21 protein-coding genes are annotated in these 20,123 nt (G+C 72.3%); 11 read left to right on the forward strand and 10 right to left on the reverse strand.

The genetic code is table 11. From position 1 onward, the window contains the following. The first annotated feature begins 83 nt into the window (after positions 1-83). Together BUE30_RS12250 and hemH are read left to right on the forward strand one after the other, a co-directional pair. Positions 84-1,004 carry a methyltransferase domain-containing protein gene (locus BUE30_RS12250; protein ID WP_244526354.1) on the forward strand — a complete coding sequence of 307 codons (921 nt, stop codon included), beginning with the start codon at positions 84-86 and terminating at the stop codon, positions 1,002-1,004. 75 nt (positions 1,005-1,079) lie between these two features. Next, the gene (gene hemH, locus BUE30_RS12255; protein WP_073330996.1) at positions 1,080-2,141 is read left to right on the forward strand and encodes a ferrochelatase; all 1,062 of its coding nucleotides are present in this window, start codon (positions 1,080-1,082) and stop codon (positions 2,139-2,141) included. A 135-nt stretch (positions 2,142-2,276) separates the two neighbouring features. Here the strand turns inward: hemH and BUE30_RS12260 are convergent, their stop codons facing one another. Continuing rightward, positions 2,277-2,873 carry a L,D-transpeptidase gene (locus BUE30_RS12260; RefSeq protein ID WP_073331002.1) on the reverse strand — a complete coding sequence of 199 codons (597 nt, stop codon included), beginning with the start codon at positions 2,871-2,873 and terminating at the stop codon, positions 2,277-2,279. A 176-nt stretch (positions 2,874-3,049) separates the two neighbouring features. On the opposite strand from BUE30_RS12260, the gene dalA reads away from it, so the two are divergent. Then, complete coding sequence (gene dalA, locus BUE30_RS12265; protein WP_073331007.1) at positions 3,050-3,565, forward strand: divisome-associated lipoprotein DalA; 516 nt, start codon at positions 3,050-3,052, stop codon at positions 3,563-3,565. Positions 3,566-3,676: 111 nt separating this feature from the next. Here the strand turns inward: dalA and BUE30_RS12270 are convergent, their stop codons facing one another. The 8 genes from BUE30_RS12270 to hslO form a co-directional block, all read right to left on the reverse strand. Further along, complete coding sequence (locus BUE30_RS12270; protein WP_073331012.1) at positions 3,677-4,174, reverse strand: L,D-transpeptidase family protein; 498 nt, start codon at positions 4,172-4,174, stop codon at positions 3,677-3,679. An 80-nt stretch (positions 4,175-4,254) separates the two neighbouring features. Next, complete coding sequence (locus BUE30_RS12275) at positions 4,255-5,448, reverse strand: class I SAM-dependent RNA methyltransferase (RefSeq protein ID WP_073331018.1); 1,194 nt, start codon at positions 5,446-5,448, stop codon at positions 4,255-4,257. 8 nt (positions 5,449-5,456) lie between these two features. Continuing rightward, a complete protein-coding gene (locus BUE30_RS12280; protein WP_073331022.1) occupies positions 5,457-5,966 on the reverse strand; it encodes a P-loop NTPase family protein in 510 nt (169 codons plus the stop codon). Positions 5,967-6,023: 57 nt separating this feature from the next. Next, complete coding sequence (locus BUE30_RS12285) at positions 6,024-7,874, reverse strand: ABC transporter ATP-binding protein (RefSeq protein ID WP_073331863.1); 1,851 nt, start codon at positions 7,872-7,874, stop codon at positions 6,024-6,026. A gap of 107 nt (positions 7,875-7,981) precedes the next feature. Beyond that, on the reverse strand, positions 7,982-9,841 hold the full coding sequence (locus BUE30_RS12290; RefSeq protein WP_073331025.1) for an ABC transporter ATP-binding protein: 1,860 nt from the start codon (positions 9,839-9,841) through the stop codon (positions 7,982-7,984). Positions 9,842-10,156: 315 nt separating this feature from the next. Next, entirely contained in the window at positions 10,157-11,320 is a 1,164-nt protein-coding gene (locus BUE30_RS12295; RefSeq protein WP_073331030.1) for a CCA tRNA nucleotidyltransferase, read from the reverse strand. Beyond that, on the reverse strand, positions 11,311-11,928 hold the full coding sequence (locus BUE30_RS12300) for a CoA pyrophosphatase (protein WP_073331866.1): 618 nt from the start codon (positions 11,926-11,928) through the stop codon (positions 11,311-11,313). The genes BUE30_RS12295 and BUE30_RS12300 overlap by 10 nt, the downstream gene beginning before the upstream one ends. Beyond that, positions 11,915-12,955, reverse strand: a complete 1,041-nt coding sequence (hslO, locus tag BUE30_RS12305; protein WP_073331034.1) for an Hsp33 family molecular chaperone HslO — start codon at positions 12,953-12,955, stop codon at positions 11,915-11,917. Before hslO ends, BUE30_RS12300 begins: the two co-directional genes overlap by 14 nt. Before the next feature lie 77 nt (positions 12,956-13,032). Between hslO and BUE30_RS12310 the strand changes: the two genes are divergently transcribed. Then, positions 13,033-13,458, forward strand: coding sequence for an NUDIX domain-containing protein (locus BUE30_RS12310; RefSeq protein WP_073331038.1), 426 nt, complete (start codon positions 13,033-13,035; stop codon positions 13,456-13,458). Here the strand turns inward: BUE30_RS12310 and BUE30_RS12315 are convergent. Beyond that, positions 13,455-14,261 carry a hypothetical protein gene (locus BUE30_RS12315; protein ID WP_073331042.1) on the reverse strand — a complete coding sequence of 269 codons (807 nt, stop codon included), beginning with the start codon at positions 14,259-14,261 and terminating at the stop codon, positions 13,455-13,457. The genes BUE30_RS12310 and BUE30_RS12315 overlap by 4 nt on opposite strands. A gap of 153 nt (positions 14,262-14,414) precedes the next feature. On the opposite strand from BUE30_RS12315, the gene BUE30_RS12320 reads away from it, so the two are divergent. From BUE30_RS12320 to BUE30_RS12350, 7 genes are all read left to right on the forward strand, one after another. Further along, complete coding sequence (locus BUE30_RS12320; protein ID WP_073331045.1) at positions 14,415-15,641, forward strand: argininosuccinate synthase; 1,227 nt, start codon at positions 14,415-14,417, stop codon at positions 15,639-15,641. A gap of 94 nt (positions 15,642-15,735) precedes the next feature. Further along, positions 15,736-16,044 (forward strand): SCP2 sterol-binding domain-containing protein, encoded by a 309-nt coding sequence (locus BUE30_RS12325; RefSeq protein WP_073331048.1) that lies wholly within the window; start codon positions 15,736-15,738, stop codon positions 16,042-16,044. A 205-nt stretch (positions 16,045-16,249) separates the two neighbouring features. Continuing rightward, positions 16,250-16,699: a DUF2141 domain-containing protein gene (locus tag BUE30_RS12330; protein WP_073331870.1), complete on the forward strand. Its 450-nt coding sequence runs from the start codon at positions 16,250-16,252 to the stop codon at positions 16,697-16,699. A gap of 220 nt (positions 16,700-16,919) precedes the next feature. Further along, positions 16,920-17,330 carry a DUF1810 domain-containing protein gene (locus tag BUE30_RS12335; protein WP_073331051.1) on the forward strand — a complete coding sequence of 137 codons (411 nt, stop codon included), beginning with the start codon at positions 16,920-16,922 and terminating at the stop codon, positions 17,328-17,330. A 129-nt stretch (positions 17,331-17,459) separates the two neighbouring features. After that, on the forward strand, positions 17,460-18,317 hold the full coding sequence (locus BUE30_RS12340) for a 2-hydroxyacid dehydrogenase (RefSeq protein WP_425303934.1): 858 nt from the start codon (positions 17,460-17,462) through the stop codon (positions 18,315-18,317). Position 18,318: 1 nt separating this feature from the next. Next, on the forward strand, positions 18,319-19,239 hold the full coding sequence (locus BUE30_RS12345; protein WP_073331057.1) for an NAD(P)-dependent oxidoreductase: 921 nt from the start codon (positions 18,319-18,321) through the stop codon (positions 19,237-19,239). Between the two features lie 102 nt (positions 19,240-19,341). Further along, positions 19,342-20,112: an aldolase/citrate lyase family protein gene (locus BUE30_RS12350; protein WP_073331060.1), complete on the forward strand. Its 771-nt coding sequence runs from the start codon at positions 19,342-19,344 to the stop codon at positions 20,110-20,112. Positions 20,113-20,123 lie beyond the last annotated feature (11 nt).

Consider the following 20,123-nt stretch of genomic DNA (forward strand, 5'->3'; position numbering starts at 1 on the left):
CGGACCACGGGCGCGGCGCGGCGGGCGCCCCGGACCGCCCGCGTCCCTTTGCAATGCCCCCGCCATCCGCCTATCTGCCCCCCATGTCCGACCCCGCCGCGCCGACGCCCCTGATCGACCGCCCCGCGCTGGCCCGCCGCCGGGCCCGCGCCGCCCGCGCGCCGGAGCTGTTCCTGCAGGACCACGTGGCCGAGGGCCTTCTCGATAGGCTGGCCGAGGTTAACAGATCGTTCACCGCGCCCGCCGTGGTGACGGCGTGGCCGCAGGTCTGGGAGGGGCGGTTGCCCGGCGCGCGGATCGTCCCCGACGACGAGGTGCTGGAGCTGGAGCCGGGGGCGCACGACCTCGTCCTTCATGCCCTCGCCCTGCATTGGGCCAACGACCCCGTGGGCCAGATCATCCAGTGCCGCCGCGCGCTCCGCCCCGACGGGCTGTTCCTCGGCGCGGCCTTCGGGGGGCAGACCCTGGCGGAACTGCGCGCCGCGCTCGGTCAGGCCGAGATCGCGGTGACGGGCGGTCTGTCGCCGCGCATCGCCCCGATGGGCGAGGTGCGCGATGTCGGCGCGCTGCTGCAGCGGGCCGGGCTCGCCCTGCCGGTCGCGGATGTCGAGACGACGCGCGTCACCTATGCCGACCCCTTCGCGCTGATGCGCGACCTGCGTGCGATGGGCGAGAGCAATGCCCTGACCGCGCGCCTGCGCCGCCCGACCCGCCGCGCCGTGATGATGGAGGCCGCGCGGCTCTACGCGCAGGCCTACGGGCAGCCGGACGGGCGCGTCGCCGCCACCTTCGAGACCATCCACCTCGCCGGCTGGGCGCCGGACGAGAGCCAGCCGCAGCCGCTGCGCCCCGGCAGCGCCGCGCAGCGCCTGGCCGACGCGCTGGGCACGGACGAGCGGCCGGCCGGAGAGACCGCGTCGGGCGCCGGCGCCGGCAGGACCGGGACCGGGACCGGGACGAGGGCCGGGATCGGGACCGGGACCGGCGACAAAGCGCCCGATTGATTCCGCCGCCCGGGCCGTTACCTCCCCGCCGAGGCGCGGGACACCAGACGCGAGCAGAAGGACAGGGGGCGACAGATGCGCGATTTCACCGACGAGGCCCGGCGGCCCGAACATGCCCCGGGCGATCACCCGAAGGTCCCGCGCGAACGGACCGGCCTCCTCCTCGCCAATCTCGGCACGCCCGACGGGCACGATTACTGGTCGATGCGGCGCTACCTGAACGAGTTCCTGTCGGACCGACGCGTGATCGACTACCCGCGCTGGAAATGGCAGCCGCTGCTGCAGGCGATCATCCTGACGAAACGGCCCTTCACCTCGGGCGCGGCCTATCGCTCGATCTGGGACACCGAGCGGAACGAGAGCCCGCTCCTGACGATCACGAAGGACCAGACCGCCGCGATGGCCGAGCGGATGGCCGCCCGCTACGGCGAGGACGTCGTGGTCGATTTCTGCATGCGCTACGGCAATCCCTCGACGAAGGCGAAGGTACGGCAGATGGTCGAGGCGGGGTGCACCCGGATCCTCTTCTTCCCGCTCTATCCGCATTACGCCGGCGCGACCTCGGCCACCGCGAACGACCAGTTCTTCCGCGCGCTGATGGAGGAGGTGCGCCAGCCCGTCGCCCGCATCGTGCCGCCCTATTTCGACGAACCGGCCTATATCGACGCGCTCGCCGCCTCGGTCGAGCGCAAATATGCCGAGCTCGACCACCGCCCCGACATCCTCGTCTGTTCCTATCACGGCATGCCTAAGCGCTACCTGATGCAGGGCGACCCCTACCATTGCCAGTGCCAGAAGACGACGCGGCTGCTGCGCGAGCGGCTGGGATGGGAGACGACCGAGATCGCGACGACCTTCCAGTCGGTCTTCGGCCCCGAGGAATGGCTGAAGCCCTACACGGTCGAGGAAGTCGCCCGGCTCGCCCGGCAGGGGAAGAAGAGCATCGCCGTCTGCGCCCCGGCCTTCAGCGCCGATTGCATCGAGACGCTGGAGGAGATCAACGAGGAGATCCGCGAGAGCTTCGAGCATGCGGGGGGCGAACGTTTCACCTACATCCCCTGCCTCAACGACGACGCCGCGCACATGGACGCGCTGGCAGGGGTCGTGGAGGCCAATCTCGCGGGCTGGCTGGACTGACGGTCAGGCCCGGGCCCGCCCGGCGGGCCCGGCCGGGGCTCCGCCCCCGACCCCGGAGTATTTGCGGCAAGATAAGGGGGGGCGGCGCCGCGCAGGATCCCCCGCGGGACGCCGACCCCGATCGGCAGGCCGATCTCAGATCAGCAGGACCTGGGTGCCGACCTCGGCATAGCCGAACAGCTCGGTGATGTGCTCGTTGAAGAGGCCGATGCAGCCGTTGGAGGAGCGACGGCCGATCTTGCGCGTGTCGTGGGTGCCGTGGATCCGGTAATAGGTCCAGGACAGGTAGAGCGCATAGGGCCCGAGCGGGTTCATCGGATCGCCGCCCTCGACCACCTCGGGCCATTCGGGGTTGCGCTCGCGCATCGACGGGGTGGGCCGCCAGGTCGGAGCGACGACCTTCTGCACCACCTCGGTCCGGCCGAGGCGGGTGAGGTCGTTGGTCAGCGGCACCGAGGTCGGGAACAGCCGGTAGATCGACTCGTCCTCGGACCAGTAATGCAGCGCCCGGGACTGGATGTCGCAGAGGATCGCGCCCTTCGCCAGCGTGTCGAAATAGGGGCGCCAGTCCAGCATCCGGAAGGCCGAGACGTTGCGCTGCACGCTCGAGCTGATGTCGCTCTCGAACTCGGTGGAGTTCGCCTGCTGGCCCAGCGCGGGCGCGCCGAGGGCGGCGGCCCCGGCGGCGAGGCCGGAGGTCAGGAGGGCGCGGCGGTCGAGGACGGACGACATGATCGGGGCTTTCCTTCGCGTCGAGGATCGCCCCGCGCATACGCCCGGCAGCGCGGGCCTGTCCACTCACGCCCCCGTGCGCGCGGGCGCTTTCCCGCCGATCGGGGGTTTGCGACACACCCTGCGGGGCGCTAAGGACGCGCTCGGTACCACCCTTCCACATCCGGGATACGCCCATGCCCCGCCGCGCGCCGGTCCTCGCCCTCCTCCTCGCCACCGCCCTCGCCGCCTGCGGCGGCGCGCCAGCGGGCCGGATCGGGCCGGACGGCCTTCCCCTGCCGACCGTCTACCAGATCACCCCGGCCGACGCGCAGGAGATCCCCTACCGGATGCTCGACGGAGTCAACACGCTGCGCGCCGCCGCCGGGGCCGCGCCGCTGACGCTCGACTCGCAGCTGACGGCCGCCGCGGCGACCCACGCGCAGGACATGCAGCGGCAGAACCGGCCATGGCATTTCGGCTCGGACGGATCCTCGCCGCTCGACCGGCTGCGGCGGGTCGGCTATCCGGGCGGGCTGGTCGGCGAGGCGATCTCGGAGACCTTCGAGACCGAGCTCGAGACCCTCGCCGCCTGGATGGAGGAGCCCTCGACCCGGTCCGTCATCCTCGACCGCACGGCGACGCGGATGGGTCTGGCCTGGTCGCAGGAATCGAACGGCAAGATCTGGTGGGACATGGTGCTGGGGAACTGAGCCCGGCATCGGGGCGACGCCGGGGGGCGACGCTGCCCGAACTGAAAAGGCCGGGCGCGCGCGCGACCCGGCCTTTCTTCATGTCAGCGGCCCGGGGGGGCGAGCCGGCGATCAGGCGTAGAGGAAGACCGGCGTGCCGTCCTGCACCATGGCGTAGCATTCCTCCATCTCGGAATTGTCGACCGCGACGCAGCCGGCCGTCCAGTCGGCCTTGCCGACATAGGCCTCGGGCGTGCCGTGGATGAAGATGTCGCCGCCCGGATCGCGGCCCATCTCCCGGGCGAAGGCGCGGTCGCGATCGTTCGGATAGGAGATCCCGATCGACAGGTGATAGGCGCTGTTCGGGTTCCGGCGGTCGATCACGTAGCCGCCCTCGGGCGTGCGGCCGTCGCCCTTGAACTGCTTGTGCCCCGTCGGGTTGAAGCCGAGCTCGAAGCGCATCTGCTTCAGCACGGTCTGCCCGTTCATCAGCAGCAGCGTGCGCTGCCCCTTCAGCACGAGCGCCGAGGTGACCTGCGGCCCGTCATAGGTGAGGAACTTGGACGGCGCGGCACAGCCGGCAAGCGCGGCGGCCCCGCCGAGAAGTAGCGTCCTGCGGTCGACGATCATGATTCTGCCCCGGAACGGTTCGGTGTCCCTTTTGCCGCCATGATTACTACCGATCCCCTGCCCGCAACAGGGGGGATCGCTCAGGCCCGGCGGAAGATTGTTGCAAGTTCGACATGGGCCGACCAGCGGAACTGGTCGACGACCCGGACCCCGTCCATCGCGAAGCCCGCCGCCACCAGCGCCGCCGCGTCGCGGGCGAAGGTGACGGGATTGCACGAGACCATCGCGACCGTCCCGATCCCGCTGGCCGCCAGCTCCGCCACCTGGGCGGCCGCGCCGGCGCGGGGCGGGTCGATCACCGCGGCCTCGAACCCGGCCAGCTCGTCCGCGATCAGCGGGCGACGGAACAGGTCCCGGGTCTCGGTCGTCACCCGGCGCAGGCCGGGCGCGTCGCGCCAGCCCCGGTCCAGGGCGGCCAGCATCGCGCCGTCGCCCTCGACCGCGTGGATCTCGGCCGCCGCGGCCAGCGGCAGGCCGAAGGTCCCGCAGCCGGCGAAGAGGTCGACGATCCGTCCCGCGCCCTCCGTGCCGCGGCGCACCACCTCCAGCAGGGCCGCCTCGCCCTCTGCCGTCGCCTGCAGGAAGGCGCCGGGCGGCGGCACGACGCGGGCGGCGCCGAATCGCTGGGCCGGCGGGGCGCGCATCGCCACCGGCTCGCCGTCCCAGGACAGGCGGGCGAGGCCCCGCGCCCCCGCGATGGCGGCGAGGGCGACGCGGTCCTCCCCCGTCATCGCACGCCCGACCTCCATCGCCACGTCCGCGCCCTCGAGGCTCCAGGTGACGGTCAGCGCGACCTCGCCCTTGCGGGAGGCGGCGGCGCGGGTCAGCTCCTCCAGCGCGGGACGGAGCGCGAGGATCCGGGGCAGGACGAGCCGGCAGTCCGGCCCCTCGACGATCACGTCGGAGCGGTGCGCGTGGAATCCGACCAGCGCGCCCTTCTTCGTCCTGCGGCCCGCGAACTTCGCCCGGCGGCGGGAATTGGGCGGCGAGGTATGGACGCCCTCGATCCGCGCCTCGATCCCCTGCGCCTGAAGGGCGCGGCGCACGATCCCGGCCTTCCATTCCGCGACGAAGGCGTCGGAGGCGTGCTGCATCGCGCAGCCGCCGCAGGACCGGAAATGCGGGCAGGGCGGCACTACGCGCTCGGGCGCGGGGCGCAGGATGCGGGGGGCGCCGTCGACCGGGTCCACCTCCTCGCCCGGCAGGGTTCGGGGCACCAGCGTGCCGTCCGTGGCGCGGCCCTGTCCCTGCAGCGTGAGGCTCTCGATCTCCATGCCCCGCCCTACCCCGCCGCGCGGACCTGTTCCAGCCAGCGCGCCACGGCGCGGGGCGAGCGCAGGCGCACCGCCTTGTCCGGCCAGGCCTCGCAGAACCGGCGGTTGCGGTCGCGCGTGCGGCGGTCCGAGGTGAGGATGTACCGGAAGAAGTCCGGATCGAACTGCTCCGGGCAGCCGGGGGCCATGTCGGGGCGGACGGTTCCGCGATACCTCACGATCCGCCGCGCGACCCGCCAGAGCAACAGCCACAGCGGCAGGTCGAGCCAGACGATGACGTCGGCCCGTTCGGCCCTGCGGTGATAGGTCTCGGACAGGCCGCCCTCGAAGATCCAGCGTTCGGACCGTTCGATCTCGCCCGCCATCTCCAGCCGCTCGGCCCGCGGGCGCTGCTGCCAGCCCGGCAGGTGGTGGATGTGATCCATGTGAAAGACGGGCAGGCCGGTGAGGCCGCCGAGGGTCCGGGCCAGGGTCGACTTGCCCGAGCCCGGCGCCCCGATGATCATGACGCGCTGCATCCCCTGCCCTCCGCGAGAGGAGGCGGCCTCTACGCCGAAGGGGGCGGGGCGTGCAAGCTACTCCGCCGCTGCCGCATCCGCGGGGATGAAACCGCCCGATTGCCGGTTCCAGTAGCGGGCATAGACCCCGCCCCGGGCGAGCAGGTCGTCATGCGCCCCCTCCTCGACGATGCGGCCGTCCTCCATCACCACGATCCGGTCCATCCGGGCGATGGTGGACAGCCGGTGCGCGATGGCGATGACGGTCTTGCCCTCCATCGCGTCCTCGAGCGCGCGCTGGATGCTCGCCTCGACCTCGGAATCGAGCGCGCTCGTCGCCTCGTCCAGCACGAGGATCGGGGCGTCCTTGAGGAAGGCGCGGGCGAGCGCGATGCGCTGCCGCTGGCCGCCCGACAGCTTGACCCCCCGTTCGCCGAGAAAGGCGTCGTAGCCGCGATTGCCCTTGTGGTCCTGCATGGCGAGGATGAAGTCGTGCGCCTCGGCCCGGCGGGCCGCCGCCGCGACCTCCTCGTCCGACGCCTGCGGCCGGCCGTAGCGGATGTTGTCGCGCGCGGTGCGGTTGAACATGGCCGTCTCCTGCGTGACCATCGCGACATGGCCGCGCAGGCTTTCCTGCGTGACCTCGCGCACGTCGCTCCCGCCGACGCGGACCGTGCCCTTCTCCACGTCGTAGAGCCGCAGCAGCAGCGCCACGAGCGTCGACTTGCCCGCGCCCGAGGCGCCGACGATGCCGATCTTCTCGCCCTCCGCGATCCGCAGGGTCAGGTCGCGGATCCCGCCCTCGCGCCGCCCGTAGGTGAAGGTCACGTCCTCGAAGGCGATGCCGCCCGCGCGGGTCAGCTTCGTCGCGCCCGGCCGGTCGGTCAGGCCGTAGGCGGCGGAGAGGGTGTGCATCCCGTCCTCGACCTCGCCGACATTGGCGTAGATCCCCATCATGGTGAAGCTGACCCAGCCGGTCATCTGCGCGATCCGCAGCGCCACGGTCCCGGTGGCGGCGATATCGCCGGCCGTTGCGTTGCCCTGCCCCCACATGGCGAGGGTGGAGCCGACCAGGATCACCGGGAGGATCCCGGCGATCATCATCAGCAGGAAGCGGAACGCGGTGGAGACCTCGCCGAAATGCAGCGTGCGCTCGCGGTAGCCGCGCATCGCGCCGATCGCCGCCTCGTCCTCGTGCGCGGCATGGGCGAAGAGCTTGACCGTGCGCATGTTGGTGATCGTGTCGACCACCTGCCCGGTGACGGCGGCCCGTGCCGCGGCCCGCGCCTTGGACCGTGACCGGATGTGGGGGAGGAAGGCGCGGATGAACAGCAGGTAGCCGACCAGCCAGACCACCAGCAGCCCCGCCGCCAGCGGATCGATGCTGACGACAAGGATGGCGGTCGCCACGACCGAGGCCAGCGCGAAGACGAGCGTGTTGATCGTCTCGACCGTCGCCTCGGTCAGGGCGCGGGCGGTCTGCATCTGCTTCTGCGCGATCCGCCCCGCGAAATCGTTGTCGAAGAAGTCGATGGCCTGTCCCAGCGTCCAGCGGTGCAGGCGGCTGAGGACCAGCACCATCAGGTTGGGCTGGATCGCCAGCGTCTGGATCGCCGCCGAGGCGCCGAAGGCGAGCGGGCGCAGGAAGATCAGGAACGCCCCGATCCCGAGGAACAGCCAGACGTTCGCGCTGAAGACGAAGCCCGGCCCCGCCGCCACCGCCGCGTCGATCACCACGCCGAGAAAGAGGGCGGCGATCACGTCCACCGCCCCGGCCAGGGCCGAGATCACGCCGGCCACCGCCAGTCCCGGCCACGACCCCTTCAGCGCCCAGCCGAAGAAGCGCAGCAGCGTATCCGGCGGCGCCACCCGCACCTCGCGGAAGGGCGGGATCAGGCCGCTGAGGCGGTCGATGACGGCGTCGCGCATGGGACACTCCGGCAGGATCGCGGCCGCCGGGGACCGCACCCCGCCGGACATAGCGTTCCGGCGGGATGCGTCCCGTCACGGGTCCCGTCACGGGGGGCGGCGCGGCGTTACTCCGCCGCCTCCTCCCCGAGGAACCCGCCCGATTGCCGCGCCCAGAGCCGGGCATAGAGACCGCCCTGCGCCAGCAGCGCCGCGTGGGGGCCGTCCTCGATCACGCGGCCCTCCCGCATGACGACGATCCGGTCCATCCGCGCGATGGTGGACAGGCGGTGCGCGATGGCGATGACGGTCTTGCCCTCCATCATCGTCTCGAGCGTTTCCTGGATGGCGGCCTCCACCTCGCTGTCGAGCGCGGATGTCGCCTCGTCCAGCACCAGGATCGGGGCGTCCTTCAGGATGACCCGCGCCAGCGCGATCCGCTGCCGCTGGCCGCCCGACAGCTTGACTCCGCGCTCGCCGACATGCGCGTTGTAGCCCCGGCGCCCCTTGCCGTCCTCGAGCGTGAGGATGAAGTCGTGCGCCTCGGCCCGCTTCGCCGCCTCGACGATCTGCGCCTCGCTCGCCTCGGGCCGGCCGTAGAGAAGGTTGGCCCGGACCGAGCGGTGCAGCAGCGAGCTGTCCTGCGTGACCATCCCGATGGCGTGGCGCAGGCTGTCCTGCGTCACGGCGCCCACGTCCTGCCCGTCGATCTCGATCGTGCCGCTCTCCGCGTCGCGGAATCGCAGCAGCAGGTTGACGAGGGACGACTTCCCCGCGCCCGACGGCCCCACGAGGCCGACCCGCTCGCCCGGGCGGATGTCGAGGTCGATCCCGTCGAGCCCGCCATGTCCGCGCCCGTAATGGTGCGTCAGCCCCCGGATGCGGATGCCGCCGCCCGTCACGGCCAGCGGCCGCGCGCCGGGGCGGTCGGTGACGGTGAGCGGCACGGCGATGCTCTCCAGCCCCTCGCGGATCGTGCCCAGATGCTCGAACAGGCGCACGGTCATCCACATGATCCAGCCGGTCATCGTGTTCAGGCGCAATGCCATGGCGACCGCCGCCGCCACCTCGCCGATGGAGAGCGCGCCGTTCGTCCAGAGCCAGAGCGCCGGACCCACGACCAGCAGGAGCGCGGCGGAGTTGAACAGCGCCAGCCCGCCCTGCATCTCGGCGAAGCCGCGCATCAGCGCGCCGAAGCGCAGCTTCATCCGCTGCATGCCCGACCGGGCGAAGGCCTCTTCCCGCTCGGCATGGGCGAAGAGCTTCACCGTCTCGATATTGGTGTAGCTGTCGACCACGCGGCCGGTGACCATCGAGTTGGCATGGCTGAACTTCTCGCCCATCCGGCCCAGCCGAGGCGCGAGCGTGAAGGTGTAGGTGACGAAGCCGACGATCCAGATCGCCATCGGAACGGCCAGGCGCCAGTCCATGCCCGACAGCAGGATCAGCGTCGCGATGGCGAAGGCGCCGGCCTGCCAGAACGCCTCGAAGGCGATGAAGGCGGTATCCTCCATCGCGTTGCCGGTATTCATCACCCGGTTCGCCAGTCGCCCGGCGAAGTCGTTCTGGAAGAAGCTGACGGGCTGGCCCAGCATCAGCCGGTGCGCCCGCCAGCGGACCTGCGGCAGCATGTTGGTCGAGATCCCCGAGAAGGTGATCGCCGCGTTGAAGGCCATCGCGACCGGCCGGAAGGCCAGCAGGACCACGGCCGCGATCACGAGTTCGGTGCCGTAGCTGTCCCAGAAGGTCTCGGGCCCCTCGGCCATGAGATCGACGATCCGCCCGGCATACCAGATCAGGCCCAGTTCCAGCAGCGCCACGGTGATCCCGGCGAGGCTGGCCAGAACCATGACGAGGCGGAAAGGCTGCAGCTGGTCCCACAGGAAGGCGCCCGCCTGTTTGGGCGGCACCTTGCGCGGGTGGTCGGCAAAGGGATCGGACAGCCCCTCGATCCAGCGGAAGAAGCGGTTCCTGGGACTGGTCAGCATGTCGGGGCTCCTATGGGCAGGCCCCGGCGGATCGTCAGGGTCGTGAAGGGTCGGGAAAACGCGAACGGGCCGGCGCCGGCGCTGCGGGCGGGCAGGAACCGGCACGCGACGCGGCGCGCGGACGGCAGGAAAGGGGTAGTCATGTCGGAGGGTCCGGAAATGGACGAAAGGGAAAGACGATGGCGGGACCGGGCACCGGTCGACCGCGGATGACAGGGGTCGAGCCGGGCCGTTAGGCCGCTGCTGCGTACATCCTGTCTGGCATCGTGACCTCCGAGATTGGTGAGGGGCTTCTAGACCATCCTCACGGGTTTGTCACCCGTCTTCGTCCGGCAGGGCGAGAAGCGCGTCCCGGCCCAGCGTGAAGCCGGAGGCGAGCCACGCGGATTCGAGCCGGTTCAGCCGGGCGCCGAGGGCGGGACCGGACAGGTCCGGCATCAGGTCGGCGGCGGTGACGGGGCAGGTCCGCCCCGCCCCGTCCTCCAGCGTCGCAAGGGCGCCAGGCGGGATCGGCTGGCCGATCAGCGCCTGCCGCACGGCCAGCGCATCGGCCCCCGCCGCCGCGCCGTGGCGGTAGCCCAGCACGGCGGGCGGATCGTCCGACAGGGCCGCGGCGCGCGTCGTCCCGGCGCGGCGCAGCTCGGCCTTCGGCAGGCGCAGATCGTCCCGGCCCTGCCCCCCCGCGGCGGCGAGCCGGCGCATCGGATCGGGGGTGAGTCGCAGGTTCGGCTCCAGATGCACGAGCCGCGCGACCGAGACCGGGTCGGCCCCCGGCAGCACCCGCAGCAGGACCCCGGCCGCCCCCATCGCGCCTAAGGCCGGCGCGGGATCGGGCGCACCGAGCAGCTTCACCATCTCCGCGCCCACCCGCTCGCGCGAGAGGGTGTCGATCCCGTCCGCGAGCTCGGCGCAGGCGGCGAGCCCCTCGGCGTCGATCCCTCCGTCCGGATCGCCGTACCAGGCGTGGAAGCGGAAGAAGCGCAGGATGCGCAGATAATCCTCGCGGATGCGCAGCGCGGGGTCGCCGATGAAGCGCAGATGCCGGGCCGCGAGGTCGGGCAGCCCGCCGACCGGGTCGCGCACCGCCCCCGCGGCATCGGCATAGAGCGCGTTCATCGTGAAGTCGCGCCGCCGGGCATCCTCCTCCAGATCGTCCGAGAAGGCGACAACCGCGCGCCGCCCGTCGGTCTCGACATCGCGGCGGAAGGTGGTGACCTCGTAGGGCACGCCGTCAGCGACCACCGTGACGGTCCCGTGCGCGACGCCCGTGGGGACCGGCTTGAGGCCCGCGTCCCGCGCCAGCTCCATCACGCGCTCGGGCCGGGCGTCGGTGGCGATGTCGACATCGCTCGCCCCCGCGCCGAGGGCGGCGTTGCGGACGCAGCCGCCGACGAACCAGGCCTGGTGCCCGGCGCCCGTCAGCATCCGCATCACCGCGCGCGCGCCCGGCGCGGACAGCCATTCCGCCTCTACCTGCATGAGGCCACCCTTTCCGCCAGGCCGCGCAGCATCCGCGCCGTCGCGCCCCAGATGTACCACGGACCGCGCGGCGCGACGTAGTAGTGCCGCCGCGTCCCGTTCCAGCTGCGCGCCTCGACGCGGAAATTCGCGGGGTCGGTCACGAAGGCGAAGGGCACGCGGAAGATCTCGTCCACCTCGTCAGGCTCGGCCAGTTCGGCGAAGGGCGCGGGCACCCAGCCGACGACCGGCGTGACGTGGAAGCCGGTGACGGTGCGGTGCGGCGGCAGCGTGCCGAGGATCCGGGCCGCGCCGCGCGGCAGGCCCACCTCCTCCTCCGCCTCGCGCAGGGCGGCGTCGATCACGGTGGCGTCGCCCGGATCCTGCTTGCCGCCCGGAAAGGCGATCTGGCCGGGATGGTGGCGCAGCGCGGCGGAGCGGCGGGTCAGGATCAGCTCCAGCCCCGCCGGGCCGGGCGTGAACGCGGCGAGCACGCCCGCCGGCCGCAGGGCGTGGCCCGCCGGCAGGGGCAGGTCCGGGTTCAGGTCGAAATCGGAGGTCGCCTCCCCCGGCCGGTCCAGCGCCCGCCGGAGGAGATCGAGATCGCGCGCGACCTCAGGCCGCGTCATCCGCGTCGCCGCCATCCGCCTCCGCATCCGGGCCCATCCCGCCGTTCTCGGCCTCGAAGCCGAGCGTCTCGGGGTCGAACTCGTAATGCGCGCCGCAGAACTGGCAATCGGCGGTGACGATGCCCTCGTCGGTGGTCATGTGGCCGATATCCTTGGCCGAGTAGATCGACAGCGACCGCCGCACCCGCTCGGCCGAGCAGGAGCAGCCGAACTGCACCGGCTGGGCGTCGTAGACCCGCGGTCCCTCCTCGTGGAAGAGACGCACGAGCAGCTCGGTCGGCTGCACGCTGGGCCCGATCAGCTCCAGCTCCTCGACCGTGTCGAGCAGCAGGTTGGCGCGGTTCCAGTTCTCGCCCTCCTCGCCGTCCACGATGTCGGACGAGGCGAGCAGGCCGCCCTCGCCGGTGCCGCCCTCGGGCGAGGCCGCGAAGGGCGAGGCCTTGGGCATGTGCTGCAGCATCACCCCGCCGGCGCGCCAGCCGGTCACGCCCCCCGCCTCGCGGCTCGTCCCGAAGGACAGGGCGAAGCGAGTCGGCAGCTGCTCGGACTGGGCGAAATAGGTCTCGGCGCAGGACAGCAGGGAGCCGCCGGCGATCGGCGTGATCCCCTGGTAGGGGGTCGTGCCCTCGCCCTGGTCGATCAGGATGGCGAAGTAGCCCTTGCCGATCTGCGGGAAGGCGGGGCCCGTCGGGTCCAGCCTGTCGGCATCGTAGGAGGCATAGGCCCGGATCCGCCCCGGCTCGCCTTCGGTCTGCGGCGCATAGTAGTCTGTCGCGATCAGCCGCGCGGGCCCGTCGCCGCGCACCTGCAGCGACAGCTTCCAGCGCAGCTTGACCGTCTGGCCGATCAGCGCGGTCAGCAGGGCCATCTCGGCCACCAGCGCCTCGATCGCCGGGGGATAGTCGTGCTGCTCGAGGATGCGGTCGAGCACCCCGTCGAGCCGGGCGAGCCGGCCGCGGATGTCGGAAGCGTCGAGTTGGAACGGCAGCACGGTGTCGTCCCAGGCGATGCGGGAGCCGAGGGTCATGGCGTTGCCTTCGCTGTCGGGAGGGGCATATCGACCCCCCATATAGGGAAGCGAAGCTGACGCGAAAGGGGCCGGCCATGCGCCGAGTGGGGGAGGCGATCCGAGGGGGCATCCGCTACAGGGCCCGGCCCGGGGCCTATGCGGTGCTGCTGCGCGGGGACGAGCTGCTGCTCACCGCGCAGGAGGGCGACCCCCTGATCCAGTTCCCCGGCGGAGGCATCGACCCCGGCGAGCATCCGATCCACGCCCTCCACCGCGAGGTGATGGAGGAGACGGGCTGGACCATGACCGCCCCCCGCCGGCTGGGCCTGTTCCGCCGGTTCAACTGGATGCCGGACTACGATCTCTGGGCCGAGAAGGTCTGCACCCTCTACCTCGCCCGCCCGGTCCGCCGCGTCGGCCCGCCGACGGAGGCGGGGCACATGGCCTTGTGGATGCCGCTGGCGCAAGCCCGCCGGTCGCTGGACGACCGCGTCGGGCGGCACCTGCTGGATCTGATCTAGCGCGGGATCTCGCGCCCCTCGACGAGATGGCCGTAGAGCGTCGTCAGGATCGAGATCCCGACCATCAGGCTGACCCAGTTCACCAGCAACGACAGGATCGTCGCGAGGATCGTGCCGCCGAGGGCGAGGTCCACCACGATCCCGGCGGCGAAGGTGATCGCCATCAGGATCAGCGTGGCGAGGAAGATCGCGCCGGCCGCCGGCTTCGTCCGCGCCCAGCTCTCGCCCATCCGCATCGGCTGGCCCACGGCCGTGGCGGGCAGGATCAGCCCGAAGCGCAGCCAGAGCCAGGTCAGCACCGCGGCGAAGAGCACCCCGATGACGAAGGCGGGGCCGAAGCCCGGCGCCGGGGCCGTACCCGCCCCCGGGTCCGCACCGATGAAGGGCGCGGCGACGAGGCCAGTCACGAAGGAGAGCGGGATCGCGCAGAGGATCAGGACGATCGACAGCACGATGGTGCGCCCGAGATAGGGCCAGACCGGCCGCCCGCCCAGGGCGGGGACGAGGGCCGGCTCCTCCTCGAGCAGGACGTAGCGGTGCCAGGTCACCGCCACCCAGGCCGAGACGAAGAGGACGACCAGCAGCGTGGCCAGCCCGACCAGCAGCGCGCCGCCCGCCAGCCCCGGCGCGGCCGGGTTCGCCGGATCGAGCGCGGCCAGCGCGGCGGGAGAGACGCCGGACGCGGCCCCGATCAGCAGGATCACCAGCACCGCGATCAGGATCGGCCCGAGCGAGGCGCGCGCCGCGGCCCCGAGGTTGCGCCCCAGCAGCGCGAAGCTGTGCCTGACGATCTGCCATCCCATCGCGGGTCTCCTCCACTTCGTGCCGCAGGGGTGCCAGCCCCCCGCAGCCCGGTCAACGGGGCGACCCGTGCCGCTTCTTGTGACCGGGCGGGAAAGCCACTATGCCACGCGCGTTTCACGACCTGCCCACGATCCACCGAAGAGAGCCCGCCGATGAACGCGCCGAAGAAAGTCGTCCTCGCCTATTCCGGCGGACTCGACACCTCCATCATCCTCAAGTGGCTGCAGACCGAATACGGCTGCGAGGTGGTGACCTTCACCGCCGATCTCGGCCAGGGCGAGGAGCTGGAGCCGGCGCGCCAGAAGGCCGAGCTGCTCGGCATCAAGCCCGAGAACATCTACATCGAGGACGTGCGCGAGGAATTCGTGCGCGACTTCGTCAACCCGATGTTCCGCGCCAACGCGCTCTATGAAGGCGAATACCTGCTCGGCACCTCCATCGCGCGGCCGCTGATCTCCAAGCGGCTGGTCGAGATCGCCGAGGAGACCGGCGCCGACGCCATCGCCCACGGCGCGACCGGCAAGGGCAACGACCAGGTCCGGTTCGAGCTGGCCGCCTATGCGCTGAACCCCGACATCCGGGTGATCGCGCCGTGGCGGGAATGGGACCTCACCAGCCGGACGAAGCTGATCGAGTTCGCCGAGGCGCACCAGATCCCGATCGCCAAGAACAAGCGCGGCGAGGCGCCGTTCAGCGTGGACGCCAACCTGCTGCACACCTCGTCCGAGGGCCGCGTGCTCGAGAACCCGGCCGAGGAGGCGCCCGATTACGTCCTGCAGCGGATCACCCGCCCCGAGGACGCGCCGGACGCGCCGGAAATGGTGGAGATCACCTTCGAGAAGGGCGACGCCGTCGCCATCGACGGCGAACGGCTCAGCCCCGCCACGATCCTCACCCGGCTGAACGAACTCGGCGGCAGGCACGGGATCGGCATCCTCGACCTCGTCGAGAACCGCTTCGTCGGCATGAAGTCCCGCGGCATCTACGAGACGCCCGGCGGCACGATCCTGCTGGCGGCGCATCGGGGGATCGAGCAGATCACCCTCGACAGCGGCTCCGGCCACCTCAAGGACTCGCTGATGCCCCGCTACGCGGAGCTGATCTACAACGGCTTCTGGTTCAGCCCCGAGCGCGAGATGCTTCAGGCCGCCATCGACAAGAGCCAGGACCGTGTCGACGGCACGGTGCGGCTGAAGCTCTACAAGGGATCCGTCCGCACGGTCGCCCGCTGGTCGGACAATTCCCTCTATTCCGAAGCGCATGTCACCTTCGAGGACGATGCCGGCGCCTACGATCAGAAGGACGCCGCCGGCTTCATCCGCCTGAACGCCCTGCGGCTCAAGCTGCTGGCCACCCGGGCGCGCCGCACGAAGGGCTGACGCCCCCCCGGCATCCGGCCGCCCCCCGCGACGCCACGTTGCGCTTGCGCGGGGCGGCGCGGGGGGTGCCTGTCACGGACCGGAGGACCGGCCCATGACCAAGTCGACGACGCATCCCACGACCCTGCCCGAGATCGCCGCGCGCCTGCAGAAGGGGCTGGACCGCCACCCGCTGTCCGACAGCCTCAAGTTCGATTGCGGCGCGGCCGGCGCGATCACGCTGGAGGGCGGGACCGCGCGGCTCGCCGACGACCCGGCCGACTGCACCATCCGCATCAGCGAGGCGAACCTGGCAAAGCTGATCGCGGGCCAGCTCAACCCGATGACCGCCTTCGCGACCGGGAAGATCAAGGTCTCGGGCGACATGGGCGTGGCGCTGAAACTCGCCAAACTGCTCGGCTGACCAGGGCCCCGGGGCCGGCCGGCCGGGGGGCGCCACGATCCCGGGCGCCCCCGGCTCACGCCCCCGTTCCTGCGAGCCTGCCCGGCCCCGCCCCGCTTCGCTCCGCCCCGCCCCGCTTCGCTCCCGAGGGACGTGACAATGCGGGCGGATGCCATACCTTCTGCACCGGACCGCCCCCCGGGGCACGCGGCGCGAGGGACTGGCGATGGCGCAATTCGGACCCCCATCCGGCCCGTTCCGGCGCCGAGCCACCCTTGCCGTGGCGCTGCTCGCCTTCCCCGCCCTCGCCGCGGCCCAGACGGTCAGCGTCGAGGTCTCGGGCCTGCGCAGCGGGGCCGGCATCGTCTACGCCGCGCTCTGCACCGAGGCGGAGTTCACCCAGCCCTCCTGCGCCTGGACCGGCAGCGCCCCGGCGGCGGCGGGGCCGGTCACCGTCACGATCGAGGGCGCGCCGCCCGGCACCTATGCCGTGCAGGTCATCCACGACGAGAACGGCAACGGCACGCTCGACCGGTCGGGCTTCCTGCCGGACGAGGGCATGGGCTTCTCGCGGGACGCGCCGATGCGGATGGGGCCGCCCCGCTTCGCCGACGCCGCCTTCGAGCTGGGCCCCGGCGGTGCCCGCGTCCCCCTCACCCTGCGCTACTTCCGGTGAGGGCGGACGGGGCGAGACTCCCCCAGGGATGGGGATGCCGGCGCGCTGCGGGACACCGGGCGCCGGCCGGGTCCCGGGTGCGGGGGGCCGCGCCTCGCCACCCCCGGCGGGGCCGCGCCGCCGCCTCGCTTGTCGATGGCCGGGCGATCGAGGCCGCCGCCGACCTGCGCCTCGTACCGCCGCGCCCGCCCGGCACGCATCCCGCCCCGGCGGATCCCTGATGGCCGCGCTGCACGAGTTCGTCGCCGCGCAGGACCGGGTCTGGCCGCAGGTCACCGCCGAGCTGCGGGCGGGCCGCAAGACGGGCCACTGGATCTGGTTCGTCTTTCCCCAGCTCGCCGCCCTCGGCCGGTCGGGGACCGCGCGGCATTTCGGCCTCGCGGACCTGGCGGAGGCCACGAGCTACCTCGCCGACCCTGTCCTCCGCGCGCGGCTGGAAGAGGCCGCCGCCCTCCTCCTCGCCCATGAGGGGGCGGATCCCGCGTCGATCCTGGGCGGCGTCGACGCGATGAAGGTCCGCTCCTCGATGACCCTGTTCGAGGCCGTGCCGGGCGCCCCGCCGGTCGTGGCGCAGGTGCTGGACCGACTCTACGGCGGCGCTCGCGATCCGCTCACCCTGGAGCGGCTCTGAAACGGTATACCATCCGGCGCCGACCGGGCTATGGTCCCCCGCGACCAGAGAAGGACGGGGGGCAGGACAATGACGAGGATCGTGGCCGTCGGGCAGTTCACCGACGTGGATGCGCAGCCGCTGCGCGAGATGGGCGCCGAGATCGTGGACGACGTGCGGGACGCGCCGACCGACGGCGTGACGGCCCTCGCCTGGAAGGGGCACGGCCCCGTCGACGGCGCGCTGATGGACCGGTTTCCCGAGCTCGGACTGATCGCCAATTACGGCGTCGGCTACGACAGCATCGACGTCGAGGCGGCCAGCGCCCGCGGCATCGCCGTGACCAACACGCCGGACGTGCTGAACGACGACGTGGCCGACCTCGCCGTGGCGATGCTGCTGATGCAGGGCCGCCGGATGCTGCAGGGCCATGCCCATGCGCAGGGCGGCTGGGGCGGCAAGGGGGAGTTCCCGCTGAACCGCAAGCTCAGCGGCAGCCGCGCCGGCATCCTCGGCCTCGGCCGGATCGGGCACGAGATCGCGGACCGGCTCGCCGCGTTCAAGATGGAGATCCACTACTGGTCCCGCAAAGCCAAGGACACGCCCGCCGGCTGGACCTTCCACGACGATCCCGTCGCGCTGGCCCGGGCGGTCGACATCCTCGTCGTCTCCACCGTCGGCGGCGCCGCGACCGAGGGCATCGTCTCGGCCGAGGTGCTGGACGCGCTGGGCCCGGACGGGATCGTCATCAACATCTCGCGCGGGACCACGATCGACGAGGACGCCCTCCTCGACCGGCTCGAGGACGGCCGCCTGGCCGGGGCCGGCCTCGACGTGTTCCGGGGCGAGCCCGACATCGACCCCCGCTTCTCGGCGCTCGACAACGTGGTGCTGCAGCCGCATCAGGGCAGCGGCACCCATGCGACCCGCGCCGCGATGGGCCGGCTCCAGCGCGACAACGTCTCGGCCTTCCTGGCCGGGAAGCCGCTGCTCACGCAGGTGAACTGACATGGCCGATCTTCCCCGCATCGGGTTCTTCGGGCCCGGCCTGATGGGCCACGGCATGGCCGCGAACATCCTCGCGGCCGGTCACCCGCTCACCGTGAAGGGCAACCGCAACCGCGCCCCGGTCGAGGATCTCGTGGCGAAGGGCGCGCAGGAGGGGGCGACCCCCCGCGCCGTGGCCGAGGCCAGCGACATCGTCTTTCTCTGCCTGTCGAGCTCGCCGCAGGTCGAGGGCGTGATCCGGGGCGAGGACGGCATCCTCGCGGCCGACAGGCCCGGCCTGATCGTCGTCGACTGCACCACCGCCAACCCCGTCTCGACCGCCGCCCTCGCGGCCGAACTCGCGGCGGCCGGCATGCACATGGCCGACGCCCCGCTCGGCCGCACCCCGAAGGAGGCGGCGGCCGGCACGCTCGACGCGATGGTCGGCGCGAGCGACGAGGTCTTCGCTCGCATCCGCCCGGTGATCGCGTGCTGGGCGGGCAGCGTCACCCATCTCGGCCCGACCGGGTCGGGGCACCGGATGAAGCTGATCATGAACTTCATCTCGACCGGCTATTCCGCCCTCTATTCCGAGGCGCTGGTCCTCGGCGCGCGGGCCGGCCTCGCGCCGCAACAGGTCCGCGAGGTGATCGGGGGCAGCCGCATGGGCTGCGGCTTCTTCGAGACCTTCATGGCCGGCGCGGTCGGCCGCGACGAGGGCGCCCACCGCTTCACGCTGGCGAATGCCGGCAAGGATATCGGCTATGTCTGCGCGATGGGGCAGGAGGCCGGGATCGCCAACCCGATGGCGGCGGCGGTGCGCAACCTCTACGCACAGGCCCTCGCGACCGGCGCGGGCGAGAGGTTCATGCCCTTCCTCGCGGACGAGATCGCGCGGATGAACGGCCTCGATCTGGAGGCGGAGGTCGCCGGGGCGGGCTGAGACCCCCCCTTATCTTGCCCGAAATACTCCCCGGGGGGGCGCCGCAGGCGCGGGGGGCGGGCAGCCCCCGTCCCCCCTCCCGCCAGCGAAGGATCCCCGGACATGCGCGCGCCCCCGAACCCCCTGAGGCGGAAACTGGAGGCCGGCCGCCCGCTCCACGGCTGCTGGCTCGGCCTCGCCGATTTCTACGCCGCCCGCATCGCCGCCACAGCCGGCTTCGACTGGCTGCTGATCGACGGGGAACACGCGCCGAACGACCTACGCTCGATTCTCGCCCAGCTGACCGCGCTCGAGGCGTCCGCCTCGGCCCCGGTCGTGCGCGTGCCCGACCACTCCCCCTCGCGGATCAAGCAGATGCTCGACATCGGCGCGCAGAGCCTGCTGGTCCCGATGGTCGAGACGGGCGAGGAGGCCGCCGCGCTCGGGCGCGCCTGCCGCTACCCGCCGAGGGGGATCCGCGGCGTCGGCTACTCGCTCGCCCGCGCGTCGGATTTCGGGGCGCGCGGCGGCTACATGGACAATGCCGACGACGAGGTCTTCCTGATGGTCCAGGTCGAGAGCCGGCGCGGCATCGGGAACCTGGACGCGATCTGCGCGGCCGAGGGCGTGGACGGCGTCTTCGTCGGGCCCTTCGATCTCGGCATCGACATGGGCCACCGCGACGGGCCCGCCGCGCCCGAGGTGCGGCGGGCCGCGCTGGACGCGATCGCCCGCATTGCCGCCTCCGGCAAGGTGGCCGGGGTGCTCGCCCTCGATCCCGGCTTCGCCGGGGAATGCCGCGCGGCCGGCGCCCGCTTCGTCGGGATCGGAATCGACGTGGCGATCCTGGCGGACGGGATGCGCGCCCTCGCCTCCTCGGTCCGGGACGACTGAACCGCAGGATC

This window comes from Wenxinia saemankumensis (assembly GCF_900141735.1).
Lineage (GTDB): Bacteria > Pseudomonadota > Alphaproteobacteria > Rhodobacterales > Rhodobacteraceae > Wenxinia > Wenxinia saemankumensis.

Excerpts from the sequence above, each read along its gene's own strand:
- BUE30_RS12270 (WP_073331012.1), bottom strand. The coding sequence starts at position 4,174 with ATGATCGTCGACCGCAGGACGCTACTTCTCGGCGGGGCCGCCGCGCTT.
- BUE30_RS12250 (WP_244526354.1), top strand. The coding sequence starts at position 84 with ATGTCCGACCCCGCCGCGCCGACGCCCCTGATCGACCGCCCCGCGCTG.
- BUE30_RS12320 (WP_073331045.1), top strand. The coding sequence starts at position 14,415 with ATGAACGCGCCGAAGAAAGTCGTCCTCGCCTATTCCGGCGGACTCGAC.
- BUE30_RS12310 (WP_073331038.1), top strand. The coding sequence starts at position 13,033 with ATGCGCCGAGTGGGGGAGGCGATCCGAGGGGGCATCCGCTACAGGGCC.
- BUE30_RS12350 (WP_073331060.1), top strand. The coding sequence starts at position 19,342 with ATGCGCGCGCCCCCGAACCCCCTGAGGCGGAAACTGGAGGCCGGCCGC.
- BUE30_RS12280 (WP_073331022.1), bottom strand. The coding sequence starts at position 5,966 with ATGCAGCGCGTCATGATCATCGGGGCGCCGGGCTCGGGCAAGTCGACC.
- hemH (WP_073330996.1), top strand. The coding sequence starts at position 1,080 with ATGCGCGATTTCACCGACGAGGCCCGGCGGCCCGAACATGCCCCGGGC.
- BUE30_RS12300 (WP_073331866.1), bottom strand. The coding sequence starts at position 11,928 with ATGACGCGGCCTGAGGTCGCGCGCGATCTCGATCTCCTCCGGCGGGCG.
- BUE30_RS12285 (WP_073331863.1), bottom strand. The coding sequence starts at position 7,874 with ATGCGCGACGCCGTCATCGACCGCCTCAGCGGCCTGATCCCGCCCTTC.
- BUE30_RS12340 (WP_425303934.1), top strand. The coding sequence starts at position 17,460 with ATGGGCGCCGAGATCGTGGACGACGTGCGGGACGCGCCGACCGACGGC.
- BUE30_RS12335 (WP_073331051.1), top strand. The coding sequence starts at position 16,920 with ATGGCCGCGCTGCACGAGTTCGTCGCCGCGCAGGACCGGGTCTGGCCG.
- BUE30_RS12325 (WP_073331048.1), top strand. The coding sequence starts at position 15,736 with ATGACCAAGTCGACGACGCATCCCACGACCCTGCCCGAGATCGCCGCG.
- BUE30_RS12315 (WP_073331042.1), bottom strand. The coding sequence starts at position 14,261 with ATGGGATGGCAGATCGTCAGGCACAGCTTCGCGCTGCTGGGGCGCAAC.
- BUE30_RS12290 (WP_073331025.1), bottom strand. The coding sequence starts at position 9,841 with ATGCTGACCAGTCCCAGGAACCGCTTCTTCCGCTGGATCGAGGGGCTG.
- BUE30_RS12330 (WP_073331870.1), top strand. The coding sequence starts at position 16,250 with ATGGCGCAATTCGGACCCCCATCCGGCCCGTTCCGGCGCCGAGCCACC.
- BUE30_RS12275 (WP_073331018.1), bottom strand. The coding sequence starts at position 5,448 with ATGGAGATCGAGAGCCTCACGCTGCAGGGACAGGGCCGCGCCACGGAC.
- BUE30_RS12345 (WP_073331057.1), top strand. The coding sequence starts at position 18,319 with ATGGCCGATCTTCCCCGCATCGGGTTCTTCGGGCCCGGCCTGATGGGC.
- BUE30_RS12260 (WP_073331002.1), bottom strand. The coding sequence starts at position 2,873 with ATGTCGTCCGTCCTCGACCGCCGCGCCCTCCTGACCTCCGGCCTCGCC.
- hslO (WP_073331034.1), bottom strand. The coding sequence starts at position 12,955 with ATGACCCTCGGCTCCCGCATCGCCTGGGACGACACCGTGCTGCCGTTC.
- dalA (WP_073331007.1), top strand. The coding sequence starts at position 3,050 with ATGCCCCGCCGCGCGCCGGTCCTCGCCCTCCTCCTCGCCACCGCCCTC.
- BUE30_RS12295 (WP_073331030.1), bottom strand. The coding sequence starts at position 11,320 with ATGCAGGTAGAGGCGGAATGGCTGTCCGCGCCGGGCGCGCGCGCGGTG.